This window comes from Deltaproteobacteria bacterium (genome assembly GCA_015233135.1).
Classification (GTDB): Bacteria; UBA10199; UBA10199; order JADFYH01; family JADFYH01; genus JADFYH01.
Window position 1 is genome coordinate 17836 of record JADFYH010000024.1, and the last position, 12670, is coordinate 30505.

Sequence of the window (12670 nt, forward strand, 5' to 3'; positions counted from 1 at the left end):
TTGAATTTTAAAACCCAAACCTCCCCGCCAACTGCTTCATCCCCTTAAAACTCATATTGCCAAACTTATCCATCATCCCCTTCATCTGTTCAAATTCCTTCAACAGACGATTTACCTCAGCCACTTGGGTGCCGCTACCTTTCGCTATTCTCAATCGCCGGTTTCCATTTAAAATTTTAGGATTCAATTTTTCTTTGCGCGTCATCGAATTTAAAATCGCCGCCTTCTTTTTGAGATCGGTTTCTAAATCGCCAAAATTGATATCTGCCTTCATTTTGGAAACGCCAGGAATCATCCCCGCCATTTTTTCCAAGGAACCCATTTTTTTCATCTGGCCCAGCTGCGATTGAAAATCGAGGAGGGTGAATCCCTTTTTAAGCACCCGATCCGTCATTTCTTTGGCTAGATCCAAATCGATATTTTGCTGAGCCTGTTCAATGAGCGAAAGCACATCGCCCATTCCCAGGATGCGCGAAGCCATGCGGTCGGGATGAAATTGCTCAAACTCAGTCGGCTTCTCGCCTACGCCTAAAAAGAAAATCGGTTTGCCCAGCACATGACGCAGCGACAAGGCCGCGCCACCGCGGGCATCGCCGTCGGTCTTTGTGAGAATCACTCCATCGAGAGGAATGGTGGCATTAAAATTTTGCGCCACCTTCACCGCTTCTTGCCCGGTCATCGAATCGACCACCAGAATTTTTTGTTGAACTTCAACCTTGCTACAAATTTTATTCAGCTCTTTCATCAGGATGTCATCGATATGCAAACGTCCTGCGGTATCGATAATCACGGTATCGTAGCCAAAATCGGCGGCATAATCACGAGCAATGCGGGCAATCTTCACCGGATCGTCGCTGGTTTTGGTGGGGTAAACAGCAATGTTGAGTTTATCAGCCAAAGTTTTAAGTTGTTCGATAGCTGCCGGACGATTCACGTCGGCAGGCACCAGATAAGGCGTACGCTTTTTTTTATCGCGCAGATACAAGGCCAGCTTGGCGGCGCTAGTGGTCTTCCCTGCCCCTTGCAAACCCGCTAGCAAAATAACAACCGGGGGTTTGAAAGCAAGATTGATTTCCTGGGTTTCACCTAAAACTTTGATGAGTTCTTCGTGAACTATTTTGACCAACATCTGGCCCGGTGTGAGAGATTTCATCACCTCTTGCCCCAAGGCCCGCACTTTTACGGCATCGGTAAATTCTTTCACCACCTTGAAATGTACATCGGCTTCAAGCAGTGAAAGCCGCACTTCGCGAAGGGCATCATCCGTATTTTTTTCATCGATGCGGGATAGACCCCGCATTTTATCTAAAACTTTTGTAAATTTTTGGCTGAGTTGATCAAACATAAAATGCCTTTATTCAAACACAATGGTTTTATTTTTATAAGCCAGTACCCGATGCTGTACATGCATACGCACGGCATGCGCCAGGGCCGAGCGTTCCAAGTCACGCCCTTTTCGAACCAGATCTTCCACGCGATCGCGGTGGGACACTTCTGCCACTTGTTGGGCGATGATAGGCCCCTGGTCTACTTCCTCGGTCACATAGTGGCTGGTGGCACCAATCACCTTCACTCCCCGGGCATAGGCCTGATGATAAGGTTTTGCACCCACAAAGGCCGGCAAAAAGGAATGATGAATATTAATAATGCGATGAGAATATTTTGAAATGAAGTCTGCAGATAGCACCTGCATGTAACGGGCAAGGACGATGAAATCGATCTGATGATCTTGCAGTAATTTTATTTGTGCCGCCTCCGCTTGGGTTTTATTTTGGGCATTTACCGAAAGGACATGAAAAGGAATCTTAAAATGCTGCGCCACCGATTTTAACTCGGAGTGATTACTGATAATGAGAGGAATTTCCACTTCAAGCTCCCCCAGCTGATGACGGACCAGCAAGTCGTAGAGGCAATGGGGATATTTCGAAACGAAAAGCGCCAGGCGAGCAAGAGAATCGTTATATTTTAATTGGGTGCTAATGCGAAAGGACTGGGTAAGAGCCTCGATCTGCCTTTGAGCCGCTTCGCGTGACAGTTTGAAATTCTCCAAACTCCATTCAATGCGCAGAAAAAAAGTTTGAGTCTCCAAATCACAATGCTGATCCGAATCCAAAATATTTCCGCCATTTTGAAAAATGAAATTGGAAACCCTGGAGACAATACCCGGTTCATCGCGGCAGACAAGGAGGAGTACGGCTTTTTTATTCATAAAATTCGACTCGCTGAGGCAGAAACATTTCCTGTAGCACTTTCAAAACCTGTTTCGCAATTTGTGAATGAATACGTCTCAGATGCTTTATCCACCTTTCTTTTCAAACAATCAACTTCCTCTCCATCTTCTTCAAAACCCAATAGGTGAGAGGAATCATCATCAGCAACAGGCAAAAAAATGACTTAAAATAAACCTTGCCCGGCATAGCAAAAAACACCTCCCTCGCCCCCTGAGAGGCATAAGTGAGGGGAAAAATCCAGGCCAACTTTTGCACCAGATTGGGCATGTGATTGAGCGGAAAAAAAGTACCCGAGAATAAAAACATCGGTGAGACAAAGAGCGTAAAATAGTAGTTAAACACCTCGTAACCATTGGCATAGGCCGAAACCAGTAAGCCAATCGCCGCAAAGAGTAGGCCTTCGACAAAGCCCAAGGGCAGCGCCATCAGGGCCCAAGGGCTTCTGATTAAGCCAAAGCTGGCAAGCACTGCCATAATGATAACTGCCGAAAACATCCCCTTGATGGCCGCCCATAAAATTTCCCCAAAGACAATATCGCGAACCGAAAGAGGTGTGACCGCCATGGCATCAAAGGTTTTTTGCACGGCCAGGCGCGTGTAGGAAGAAAAAGTGGTTTCAAAGGTGGCCGCATTCATGATGGCCACCACCACCAGGGCCGGAGCAATAAACTGCGGATAAGGCCTTCCGTCGATTTGTTGCACATAATGCCCGACTCCAAAACCCATCGCGAGCAGATACAGCAAGGGTTCGCCAAGATTAGCGACCAGAGAGGAACCGATGTAGCGAGACCAGACTTTGTAATTTCGGTAACAGATTTTGAGCATTTAAAATTCCTTCAAATCCCTTCCTGCCACCCTCAAAAAAACATCTTCTAAATTGGCCATGCGATGCAGATAGGGATGATGGGCAAACAATTGATGCAATTCTTCGTTGATTTTCTGCCCTTCTCTCACAAACACATAAAGGACCTCTTCTCCCCTTTCACATTCAAAGGCCTCTTGAACAAAGCGCGCGCTGAGAGATTCTAAAAGCGGTTTGGGGGCCCTGATTTCGTACACTTCGTTTCCTACCCATTCCTTCACCAATACAGAAGGCAGACCTTGAGTCAGAATCTTTCCTTTATCCATCATCACCAGGGTATCGCAAAGTTGAGCGGCCTCTTCCATATAATGCGTCGTCAGCACCAGGGTGACTCCCAGTTTTTTGAGGCTGCGCAATTTGTTCCAGATGAGATGGCGCGCTTGGGGGTCAAGGCCCGTCGTCGGTTCATCAAGGATTAAAATTTTGGGTTTATTGATGAGCGCCCGGGCAATCACCAAACGACGCTTCATTCCGCCGGAAAGTTTTTTGATATGCTCCTTCTTTTTTTCGGAGAGTTGCAGAAAATCGAGCAGCTCCTCCGCACGTTTTTTCGCTTCAGCGTGTGGAATATCAAAATAATTGGCATAGATGAGCAGGTTGTCGAACACCGAAAGATCGGGGTCCAGATTGTCTTCCTGCGGCACCACGCCCATCTCTCGCTTGATCGCCGAGGCCTCTCGAGTGACGTTCTTTCCCAGCACCCACAAATCCCCGTCCGTGACGGATGAAAAACAGTAGATCATCTTGAGGGTAGAACTCTTTCCCGCCCCGTTAGGCCCCAGAAAACCAAAGCATTGGCCTTCTTGAATTTCAAAATTGATATGGTCAACTGCCAGGAAACCGGCATAGCGCTTGGTCAGGTTTTGGGCCTGGATGATGATACTCATCCCTTGCTTACAGCATAGGGAAGACGCTGATTCAAGAAAGAAAAACAAACATTATGATCCAATAATTAACGCACAGTCACATTGATTACAGCGGGTCGTCAATTTGTCGGTGACTGAGTACGAGGTTAATTCAGCTGATAATGCACCTGTACATCATAAGAAAAATCCATATGGCGCGCCTTGGCATCTTCCACGAAGGCCTTATCTTCTACCAAAGTAACACTGAGGTCTTCTTTATTGCCTGCAATCATCGACATAAACAACCTGACTGCATTTCTCCACTCGAACATCCCACTGATAAAATCGGAAATAGAGAGGGCAAAGGAGGTATTTCCCTTTTGCAAAATTTTATCGACCATCATTCCCACCAAATGAGGGATGTCTGGATCATGAATTTTATTTTTTTCGCCAATTCCCAGTAGCATCAATTCGTTGGCCTCCACACGACCCCAGGTAGGCATTAGTAAAGCTTCTCCCCGCTCACCCGAAAAACGGGATTTGAGAATGAGTCTGGAAAGACTCCCATTGAATCGCCAATCCATCAGGCCGACACTCCCTTTCAGAGGACGATCGTCCAGGTAGGTCGTCACCAGTAAAAGATCGGTATCCACTAAATCCATGGGAGTATTGCAAATGCTAAGACGAATCAATTTTTTACTCCTTTTGCCAGGTTATCCAGTACGCCGTTGATAAAGGCCCCCGAATCTTCTGTACCAAATTTTTTTCCGATATCAATTGCTTCATTCAAGGTGACACTTTTTGGAATATCTTCACAGTATAAAATTTCGTACACGGCCATACGTAAAATATTTCTGTCGACAATAGACATGCGTGAAAGCTTCCAGTGAGTAGAATGTTTTTCGAGTAACTCGTCTATCTCTTTTAAATTGTGGGTGACACCCAAGACTAGGTGTTCCGTAAAATCCCGGGTTCCTTCCTCCTCAGCTTGGTTTTTCCAGAACAAAGGAAAAAGCTCCTGGGGAGAAAATTTTCCCAAATCAATCGGATATAAAAGTTGTAAGGCGGCCTCGCGAGCCTTTCTTCTATTCCCCATAGAACTCATCTTCCAAGGCAAGCATTTCTAGCACCACTTTTGCGGCTTCATAACCTTTGTTTGAATCATCCTCTCGACAGCGATCTAGGGCTTGTTGCTCATTGTCGGTGGTTAAAATTCCAAAACCTAAAACGGTGCCCATGTTGAGCTGAACTTGCATAATTCCCTGAGTCACTCCCTGACAAACATAATCATAATGCGAAGTATCTCCCCGAATCACTGCCCCCAAACAAATCACCGCATCCACATTGGCCTCTCCACTTTCTAGCATCCATTGTGAGGCCAGCGGAATTTCAAAAGCACCAGGGACTTCTTTGACCAGGATATCTTCTTCATCTAAACCAGATTCTTTCAAGGCCTGCAGGGCACCTTTCAAAAGTTTGGATGTAATTTGAGAATTAAAGCGACTGACCACAATGCCCACTCGCACCCCTTCGATGGAAATATTTTTTTTAATAGAGGAAGATTTTAGTTTTTGCATAGGTTGTTCACTCGGGAGAGACAATTTTTACTTTGCCCCAATCAAATCTTAAAAAATCTTTTGCATTTAAGGTAATCAGCACATCGGCTTTAGCCTTACACGCAGCTTGATAGAGGAGAGCGTCGTAAATTAAAGACCCTTTTAACCCCACATGTAATAATTTACAAATAACTTCACGATACTCTTCTTCTTCTAAAACAATTTTTTTAAATTTTTTGAGTTCATTTTCAAAAACATCTCGTACTTCATCCACTGGATAATCGACTTTTGAATAAATTCGACAAAAGCTATTGAACATTTCTGCAATACTATGAACCCCCATCAAAGGCACATGATGCAAGGCTTTGTTCAGCCAAGCATGGGAAAACTTGTGACGTTCATGAGTGTCTACAAAAGCGGCTACCAGAGCCGAAGTATCTAAGAAAATATTCACCTTGCTATCTTTCTTGTCTGCAATCGTTGACTAGGTTCTCTAAAAAACCAGGTTCCAAGTCCCCCTCAATATGCAAAACTTTAATTCCATTTTTCTTTATGAATTTTCCTTTTGGTTTTTGAGGGGTCATTAAAATCCCTTCCTCCTTGGCATTTATTTCTAAAATCGTGCCTTCTTTTAAAAAAAATTGATCTCGAATATTTTTTGGAAGAACGAGGCGACCAGACTTATCGATAGTGGTTAAATTATTGGTATTATTCATGGGATTTATTATGGCAATATTAACGCCATTTTTCAATGGTAATATTATAAGAGTTTTAATTCAAACCTTATCCAGCAAATGCCCCATTTTATCTTTTTTGGTTTTTAGATAATCTTTGTTACTGGCATGAGGAGCCATCTCAATGGGAACCCGCTCCGTCATCTCTAAACCATAGGCCTCAAGGCCCACAATTTTTTTGGGATTGTTGGTTATTAAACGAATTTTTTTGATTCCCAAATCCACCAAAATTTGAGCCCCAATTCCATAATCTCTCAAATCGGGCTTGAACCCTAATTTTTCATTGGCTTCCACCGTATCCATTCCCTGTTGCTGCAGACGATAGGCCTTGATTTTATTCATCAAGCCAATACCACGACCTTCCTGGCGGATATACAAAATCACTCCCGACCCCTGGGCTTCTATCATCTTCATGGCCTGATGCAACTGCGGCCCACAATCACAACGATAAGAAGCAAAGGCATCTCCGGTGAGGCATTCGGAATGCACCCGAACCAAAACTTCTTTTTGCTCTTCAATGTTTCCCTTCACTAAAGCCACATGATGACGGTTATCAATTTTATTATCGAAAACGATGATTTTGAAATTTCCATGCTCAGTCGGAAGCTCGGCCTCCGAGGCACGCGACACCAGAGATTCATTTCTCAAACGATAGCGAATGATATCCGCCACCGAAACAATCTGCAGTTGATGTTTTTTTGAAAAAACTTCCAAATCGGGCCGGCGCGACATGGTTCCATCTTCGTTCATGATCTCACAGATCACCCCCGCAGGCTTCAATCCGGCCAATCTTGCCAGATCCACTGAGCCTTCCGTTTGCCCGGTGCGGACCAACACCCCACCTTCTGCCGCTCGCAAGGGGAAAATATGCCCCGGGCGAACAAAATCAGAAGGCCTCGCATCCTCTCGAATGGCCAGTTGAATGGTGTGAGATCGGTCTGCAGCAGAAATGCCGGTGCTGATGCCCTGTCGGGCATCCACCGAAACGGTAAAAGGAGTGCCAAAAGCGGAATCATTATTCCGGGCATCCACCATCAGTGGCATGTCCAGACTTTGCGCTTTTTCCTGGGTGAGAGTCAGGCAAATGAGGCCTCGCGCATATTTGGCCATGAAGTTGATGGCTTCCGGCGTAACTTTCTCCGCCGCAAAGGCAAGATCTCCCTCATTTTCCCGATCTTCATCATCCACCAAAATCACCATGCGACCCGCACGAAATTCTTCGAGGGCCACTTCAACACGTTCTACCGATTTCATTAAGGATTCCAAATCTTGAGGGAGTTTGTTCATGATTTACCCAGAATACTTTCTACATATTTTACCAGAATATCCACTTCTAAATTGACCCTATCCCCCACTTTTTTGGCTGTCAATGTCGTCATCTTCTGGGTGTGAGGAATCAGGCACAATTCAAAAGTGTCTTTTTTTAAATCATTAATCGTCAAACTCACGCCACTCACCGTGATGGAACCTTTGCTCACCAAATATTTTCGCAGGTTTTTAGGATAAGCGATCTTGAGCCATAAATATTTACCGTCCTTTTCTTGGGTCCAGCGGATAGCGCCAATAGTCGCCACCGTATCCACATGACCTTGCACCCAATGCCCGCCCAGCCGGTCTCCCAACCTGAGAGCTCTTTCCAAGTTCACCAAACTCCCTTGCTGACAGTCCGCCAGACAAGTTTTAACAAGGGTTTCCGGAGAGATGTCTACACTAAAAGTAGATCCTTTTTTTTGAGTGATCGTCAGGCAACAACCATCCACGGCTATAGAATCGCCCAGTTTTTCTTTGGAAAGAGAGAATGGGGAACGGACACTCATTCGAAGTGAATGCTTCAATTTTTCTATTTGGGTGATTTGTCCCTGGCCTTCAATAATTCCGGTAAACATGGGTGAAAGCGATAGCCTGATAAAATTGAGGAGGGCAATAAAAAAATAAACCAAATTGACAATATTTATAATATTCCTTACTGTAAAGTAAGGAACTAATTAATAAATAAGGAACAATATGTCAGTATCCACCTTGACTAGCAAAGGCCAAACTACCATCCCTTTAGAAGTGAGGGATTTTTTAAAAATTAAAAGTGGTGACCGACTCGAGTATATCATTTCTAAGGGGGGAGAAATTTTACTAAAACCTCTTCACACTGAAGTGAGTAGCCTAAAGGGCCTACTTAAAAAATTTCATAAAGGCCCTGCTGTTTCTTTAGAAGAGATGAATCAGGTAATCCAGGAGCGAAAAAGAAAAGGAAGCAAATGATTGGTTTAGACACGAATATCCTCATCCGTTACCTGGTGGCCGATGATAAAATTCAACATGAAATTGCCTCGCGTTTCATTGAGAAGCAGGAAGAAATGTTTATTTCTTTAATTGTGGTCTGTGAAATGGTCTGGGTTTTAGAATCTTGTTACAAATTAAAACACGACAACATTGTACAAGTAGTTCAAAAAATTTTAGGGGTACGACAATTCCTGTTTGAGAGAAGCGACTTGGTTTGGAAGGCCTTGGAAGAATTTTCCGAAACTAAGGTAGACTTTAGCGATTGCCTCATCGGCTGGGTCAATAAACAAGAGGCTTGTGACTACACAGTCACTTTCGAAAAAGCCCTCAAAAAACTTCCAACTTTTCGAGTACTTTCCTAGGCTTCATTTTTGGGTATCAATGGATACAACTTCATCCACAAATCACCCCCAACACTTTCTTGTTCCACTAGCTGAAAAGAACAAGCCTCTGACAATTTCTTTTTCTCGAAATTTTGAAACAACTGCAAACCCAGTCCCCCCAATATTTTAACAGCTATAAAGAGCTGCAGTTCATCCACAAAACCTATTTCGAGCAAAGAAGAAGAAAGAGCTGCCCCACCTTCTACCAAAATTTGAGTGATATTTTTTGAGGTCAATTGCTGCATTAAATTCTGCCAATCCATTTTTTCTTTTTTGAATTTACAAAAAAGGATTTCGACTCCCATTTGACGGAAACTTTTCAATTTCTTTTTGTCTTTCAAATTTTCATGAATCACCAAAAGAGTAGGAGTTTCCTTAGCGCTCTGAAAAACCTGATAAGAACTATTCAAACTCAAGTTTGGATCGATAATAATCCTGAGAGGATTTTCTCCTTTCACTTCTCTTACCGTCAAAAGAGGATCATCCGCTTTTACTGTTCCAGCGCCTACCATGATAGCATCTGCTTTTGCGCGGAGTTCATGAACTTTCTTGCGAGATTCTTTGGAGCTGATCCATTTGGAATTTCCTTGAGAGTCGGCAATCTTTCCATCCAAGGTCATCGCAGATTTTAAAATGAGATAAGGTTTTTTTTGCGTGATCCATTTTTGAAAAGGACGAATCAAATCCTCACATTGCTCTTTTAAACAACCTACTTCTACAAGAAGTCCATTTTTACGAAGGAGACGAACACCTTTCCCTTGAACTGCCGGATTAGGATCCAAGCAACCTACGACCACTTTTTTAATTCCACTTTTTAGAATCGCATCGCTGCAGGGAGCTGTCTGTTTATCGATATGACAACAGGGCTCCAGCGTAACGTATAGGGTAGCATTCTTTGGGATTTCTTTTAATTGGTTGAAAACTTCTATTTCAGCATGAGGACATCCCGCTGCTTGATGAAAACCTGTAGCAAAAATTTCAGTTCCTACACAAAGAACAGCACCCACTTGAGGGTTGGGAGAAGTTTTTAAAGCGTGCCCTGCAAGCTCAATAGCTTCGGACATTTGAAGACGATCAAACTCAGAAAATTTACTTTTCACTTTTCTCTTCTTTTTCACGTGTTTTAATCAAATCGACAAACTCGTCCATGTCTTTGAAAGATCGGTAAACGGAAGCAAAGCGCACATAGGCCACATTATCCAGGCTTTTGAGCCCATCCATAATGCGTTCGCCAATCAGGGTAGAGGGGATTTCCTTTTCTCCCCGTTCGATGAAGTCTGCCTGGATTTGATCCACAATTTTTTCGACGGTTTGAACGGGAACAGGCCGCTTCTCGCAGGCCCGCATGAGACCTCCGATAATTTTTGCTCGGTCAAAGGCCTCACGTCGTCCATCCTTTTTCACCACCATGGGCAAAACTTCTTCCACACGCTCGTAGGTAGTAAAACGTTTTTGACACTCATCGCATTCACGACGACGACGAATTTCCGCACCCTCTTTGGAAAGGCGGGAGTCGATCACTTTGGTATCGATGTAGGCGCAAAAAGGGCATTTCATAAGTGGACAGCAGGGCGTTACCTGAACAGCTATAATTTATTAAAGATACAGTGGAAATTTTTTACAAAATTCTTTGATCTCAGTCTTAATCTTCTGTTGAAGAGATTCATTTTTTATATCGTTCAAAATGTCTGAAATCCAGTTTCCAATCTGCTTCATTTCATTTTCTTTCATGCCACGAGTCGTCAGGGCTGGCGTACCTATACGAATACCGCTGGTGACAAAGGGAGAGAGTTTTTCCTGGGGCACCGTGTTTTTATTCACGGTAATGCCTGCCTTACCCAAGGCCTCTTCGGCCTCTTTTCCGGTAAGACCTCTTGGAGAAAGATCTACTAACATTAAATGATTGTCTGTCCCGCCCGAAACCAAGCGAAAATCTTTGGCCATTAGAGTGACCGCCAAGGCCTGGGCATTTTGAATCACCTGAGCCGCATAAACCTTGAAATCAGCAGAGAGTGCTTCTCTAAATGCCACCGCTTTTGCAGCAATCACATGCATCAGCGGTCCACCTTGAATACCAGGGAAAATCTTACTGTTCACTTCTTTCGCATAGGCCTCCTGACACAGAATCATGCCCCCTCGAGGCCCGCGGAGGGTTTTGTGGGTAGTCGTGGTCACATATTCACAATGGGGAACTGGATCGGGATGGAGAGCAGTGGCTACAAGACCCGCAACATGAGCAATATCGGCCAGGATGCGAGCACCTACTTCATCGGCAATTTCACGAAATTTTTTGAAGTCAATTTGACGGGGATAAGCAGAGGCTCCTACTACAATGAGTTTGGGTTTATTCTTTAGAGCTAAATCACGAACTTGATTAAAATCGATGGTTTCAGTCTCACTATTTAAACCATAAGAAGAAACATCAAAAAGAAAACCCGAAAAGTTGACCGGAGAACCGTGGGTGAGATGCCCCCCATGAGAGAGACTCATTCCCAAGACCTTGTCTCCAGGCTTTAAGAAGGAAAAATAAACTGCCATGTTGGCCTGTGACCCCGAATGGGGTTGCACATTCACATGATCGGCCTTAAAAAGTTTTTTGGCGCGCTGGATGGCCAGATTTTCAGCCACATCTGCATACTCGCAGCCCCCGTAATAGCGCTTTCCCGGATAGCCTTCCGCATATTTATTGGTAAGCACTGAACCCTGGGCCTCCATCACGGCCTTGCTGACAAAATTCTCGCTCGCAATCATTTCGAGCTTATATTCTTGTCGTTCGGTCTCAAACTGGATGGCTTCGGCAATTTCAGGATCTTGAGATTGGAGTAGAGACATATAGTGGAACCTATTTGTTAGTAATTAAAGGGATTCTAAATTCTTAATCTGATCCAAGCGCTGTTGATGCCTTCCCCCTGCATACTTTGCTTTTAACCAGGCCCAGAGCACTCTTTTTGCTTTCTCTTCATCTAAAATCCTGGCCCCCAAGGCAAGTACATTTGCATTATTATGTTCCTTGGCCATTCGGGCTGAAAACAAATCGGATACCACTGCAGCACGAATGCCTTTTATTTTATTGGCAGCAATAGAAATACCCACACCCGTTCCACAGATGAGGACACCCGCTTCTGCCCTGCCCTGCTGGATTTGCTCACAAAGCAGATGCGCAAAATCCGGATAATCTACAGAAGCTGTCGAAAAAGGACCCAAATCGACACAATCTATTTTTTTTTGGATTAAAAAATCTCGTAAGGTGTTTTTAAGAAAATAACCGGCATGGTCAGAGGCTAAAACAAGTTTCATTTTACACGTTTTTTGACGTACTCGACCACGTCCTGAACCATAAGAAGCTTTTCTGCCTCTTCATCAGGAATTTCCATTTCAAACTCTTCTTCCATGGCCATAATGAGCTCAACAATATCTAAAGAATCTGCGCCCAAATCTTCGACAAAATTAGAATCCCCTTGTATTTCATCTTCGGAAATACCCAACTGTTCAGAGATAATTCGAATAATTTTGTTTTCTACACTCGTATTTGGCAAAACTCACTCCATCGCAATAACTTCTTTACCCTTGTAAAAACCACAGTGGGCACAGACCCGATGTGGCAACTTAGGTGAACCGCAACGATTGCACTTATTAAATTGAGTTGCTGTAAGTTTATGAGTTGCGCGTCGCATATCGCGCCTGGATTTGCTTGTTTTTCTCTTAGGAACTGGCATGATAACCCTCTTCTGGACTATAAATAATGAATCGAAAACGAGGTGCTGCGCTACACCAGAAGCAAG

General features: G+C 44.0%; 19 protein-coding genes. 2 read left to right on the forward strand and 17 right to left on the reverse strand.

The features are described 5' to 3' along the window. Positions 1-7 precede the first annotated feature (7 nt). The 11 genes from ffh to HQM15_08580 form a co-directional block, all read right to left on the reverse strand. Positions 8-1345, reverse strand: a complete 1338-nt coding sequence (ffh, locus tag HQM15_08530; protein MBF0492812.1) for a signal recognition particle protein — start codon at positions 1343-1345, stop codon at positions 8-10. A gap of 9 nt (positions 1346-1354) precedes the next feature. After that, positions 1355-2209 (reverse strand): formyltetrahydrofolate deformylase, encoded by an 855-nt coding sequence (gene purU / locus HQM15_08535; GenBank protein ID MBF0492813.1) that lies wholly within the window; start codon positions 2207-2209, stop codon positions 1355-1357. Between the two features lie 103 nt (positions 2210-2312). Beyond that, the gene (locus tag HQM15_08540; protein ID MBF0492814.1) at positions 2313-3056 is read right to left on the reverse strand and encodes an ABC transporter permease; all 744 of its coding nucleotides are present in this window, start codon (positions 3054-3056) and stop codon (positions 2313-2315) included. Further along, the gene (locus HQM15_08545; GenBank protein MBF0492815.1) at positions 3057-3980 is read right to left on the reverse strand and encodes an ATP-binding cassette domain-containing protein; all 924 of its coding nucleotides are present in this window, start codon (positions 3978-3980) and stop codon (positions 3057-3059) included. A gap of 125 nt (positions 3981-4105) precedes the next feature. Further along, on the reverse strand, positions 4106-4630 hold the full coding sequence (locus HQM15_08550; protein MBF0492816.1) for a hypothetical protein: 525 nt from the start codon (positions 4628-4630) through the stop codon (positions 4106-4108). After that, complete coding sequence (nusB, locus tag HQM15_08555) at positions 4627-5034, reverse strand: transcription antitermination factor NusB (protein MBF0492817.1); 408 nt, start codon at positions 5032-5034, stop codon at positions 4627-4629. Before nusB ends, HQM15_08550 begins: the two co-directional genes overlap by 4 nt. Continuing rightward, the gene (locus HQM15_08560; protein MBF0492818.1) at positions 5024-5515 is read right to left on the reverse strand and encodes a 6,7-dimethyl-8-ribityllumazine synthase; all 492 of its coding nucleotides are present in this window, start codon (positions 5513-5515) and stop codon (positions 5024-5026) included. The genes nusB and HQM15_08560 overlap by 11 nt, the downstream gene beginning before the upstream one ends. Positions 5516-5522: 7 nt before the next feature. Next, on the reverse strand, positions 5523-5948 hold the full coding sequence (locus HQM15_08565; GenBank protein MBF0492819.1) for a type II toxin-antitoxin system VapC family toxin: 426 nt from the start codon (positions 5946-5948) through the stop codon (positions 5523-5525). A gap of 4 nt (positions 5949-5952) precedes the next feature. Continuing rightward, positions 5953-6210, reverse strand: coding sequence for an AbrB/MazE/SpoVT family DNA-binding domain-containing protein (locus HQM15_08570; GenBank protein ID MBF0492820.1), 258 nt, complete (start codon positions 6208-6210; stop codon positions 5953-5955). 60 nt (positions 6211-6270) lie between these two features. Then, the gene (locus HQM15_08575) at positions 6271-7482 is read right to left on the reverse strand and encodes a bifunctional 3,4-dihydroxy-2-butanone-4-phosphate synthase/GTP cyclohydrolase II (GenBank protein MBF0492821.1); all 1212 of its coding nucleotides are present in this window, start codon (positions 7480-7482) and stop codon (positions 6271-6273) included. Positions 7483-7511: 29 nt separating this feature from the next. Further along, entirely contained in the window at positions 7512-8114 is a 603-nt protein-coding gene (locus tag HQM15_08580) for a riboflavin synthase (protein MBF0492822.1), read from the reverse strand. Between the two features lie 118 nt (positions 8115-8232). Between HQM15_08580 and HQM15_08585 the strand changes: the two genes are divergently transcribed. Beyond that, entirely contained in the window at positions 8233-8484 is a 252-nt protein-coding gene (locus HQM15_08585) for a type II toxin-antitoxin system PrlF family antitoxin (GenBank protein ID MBF0492823.1), read from the forward strand. Beyond that, positions 8481-8867, forward strand: coding sequence for a type II toxin-antitoxin system VapC family toxin (locus HQM15_08590; protein ID MBF0492824.1), 387 nt, complete (start codon positions 8481-8483; stop codon positions 8865-8867). Before HQM15_08585 ends, HQM15_08590 begins: the two co-directional genes overlap by 4 nt. Here HQM15_08590 and ribD read toward each other — a convergent pair. From ribD to rpmF, 6 genes are read right to left on the reverse strand one after another with little or no spacing between them, the layout of a single operon-like run. Next, positions 8864-9952, reverse strand: coding sequence for a bifunctional diaminohydroxyphosphoribosylaminopyrimidine deaminase/5-amino-6-(5-phosphoribosylamino)uracil reductase RibD (gene ribD / locus HQM15_08595; GenBank protein ID MBF0492825.1), 1089 nt, complete (start codon positions 9950-9952; stop codon positions 8864-8866). The genes HQM15_08590 and ribD overlap by 4 nt on opposite strands. Positions 9953-9977: 25 nt before the next feature. Then, positions 9978-10445: a transcriptional repressor NrdR gene (nrdR, locus tag HQM15_08600; protein MBF0492826.1), complete on the reverse strand. Its 468-nt coding sequence runs from the start codon at positions 10443-10445 to the stop codon at positions 9978-9980. A 39-nt stretch (positions 10446-10484) separates the two neighbouring features. Further along, positions 10485-11720, reverse strand: a complete 1236-nt coding sequence (locus HQM15_08605) for a serine hydroxymethyltransferase (protein ID MBF0492827.1) — start codon at positions 11718-11720, stop codon at positions 10485-10487. 24 nt (positions 11721-11744) lie between these two features. After that, complete coding sequence (gene rpiB, locus HQM15_08610; protein ID MBF0492828.1) at positions 11745-12185, reverse strand: ribose 5-phosphate isomerase B; 441 nt, start codon at positions 12183-12185, stop codon at positions 11745-11747. Continuing rightward, complete coding sequence (acpP, locus tag HQM15_08615) at positions 12182-12424, reverse strand: acyl carrier protein (GenBank protein MBF0492829.1); 243 nt, start codon at positions 12422-12424, stop codon at positions 12182-12184. The genes rpiB and acpP overlap by 4 nt, the downstream gene beginning before the upstream one ends. Before the next feature lie 3 nt (positions 12425-12427). Continuing rightward, entirely contained in the window at positions 12428-12604 is a 177-nt protein-coding gene (gene rpmF / locus HQM15_08620; GenBank protein ID MBF0492830.1) for a 50S ribosomal protein L32, read from the reverse strand. Between the last annotated feature and the right edge of the window lie 66 nt (positions 12605-12670).

What these genes read in the sequence shown, in the direction of transcription:
- ffh (MBF0492812.1), bottom strand. Translation starts at nt 1,345, where the DNA reads ATGTTTGATCAACTCAGCCAAAAATTTACAAAAGTTTTAGATAAAATG.
- purU (MBF0492813.1), bottom strand. Translation starts at nt 2,209, where the DNA reads ATGAATAAAAAAGCCGTACTCCTCCTTGTCTGCCGCGATGAACCGGGT.
- HQM15_08540 (MBF0492814.1), bottom strand. Translation starts at nt 3,056, where the DNA reads ATGCTCAAAATCTGTTACCGAAATTACAAAGTCTGGTCTCGCTACATC.
- HQM15_08545 (MBF0492815.1), bottom strand. Translation starts at nt 3,980, where the DNA reads ATGAGTATCATCATCCAGGCCCAAAACCTGACCAAGCGCTATGCCGGT.
- nusB (MBF0492817.1), bottom strand. Translation starts at nt 5,034, where the DNA reads ATGGGGAATAGAAGAAAGGCTCGCGAGGCCGCCTTACAACTTTTATAT.
- HQM15_08560 (MBF0492818.1), bottom strand. Translation starts at nt 5,515, where the DNA reads ATGCAAAAACTAAAATCTTCCTCTATTAAAAAAAATATTTCCATCGAA.
- HQM15_08570 (MBF0492820.1), bottom strand. Translation starts at nt 6,210, where the DNA reads ATGAATAATACCAATAATTTAACCACTATCGATAAGTCTGGTCGCCTC.
- HQM15_08575 (MBF0492821.1), bottom strand. Translation starts at nt 7,482, where the DNA reads ATGAAATCGGTAGAACGTGTTGAAGTGGCCCTCGAAGAATTTCGTGCG.
- HQM15_08580 (MBF0492822.1), bottom strand. Translation starts at nt 8,114, where the DNA reads ATGTTTACCGGAATTATTGAAGGCCAGGGACAAATCACCCAAATAGAA.
- HQM15_08585 (MBF0492823.1), top strand. Translation starts at nt 8,233, where the DNA reads ATGTCAGTATCCACCTTGACTAGCAAAGGCCAAACTACCATCCCTTTA.
- HQM15_08590 (MBF0492824.1), top strand. Translation starts at nt 8,481, where the DNA reads ATGATTGGTTTAGACACGAATATCCTCATCCGTTACCTGGTGGCCGAT.
- ribD (MBF0492825.1), bottom strand. Translation starts at nt 9,952, where the DNA reads ATGTCCGAAGCTATTGAGCTTGCAGGGCACGCTTTAAAAACTTCTCCC.
- nrdR (MBF0492826.1), bottom strand. Translation starts at nt 10,445, where the DNA reads ATGAAATGCCCTTTTTGCGCCTACATCGATACCAAAGTGATCGACTCC.
- HQM15_08605 (MBF0492827.1), bottom strand. Translation starts at nt 11,720, where the DNA reads ATGTCTCTACTCCAATCTCAAGATCCTGAAATTGCCGAAGCCATCCAG.
- rpiB (MBF0492828.1), bottom strand. Translation starts at nt 12,185, where the DNA reads ATGAAACTTGTTTTAGCCTCTGACCATGCCGGTTATTTTCTTAAAAAC.
- rpmF (MBF0492830.1), bottom strand. Translation starts at nt 12,604, where the DNA reads ATGCCAGTTCCTAAGAGAAAAACAAGCAAATCCAGGCGCGATATGCGA.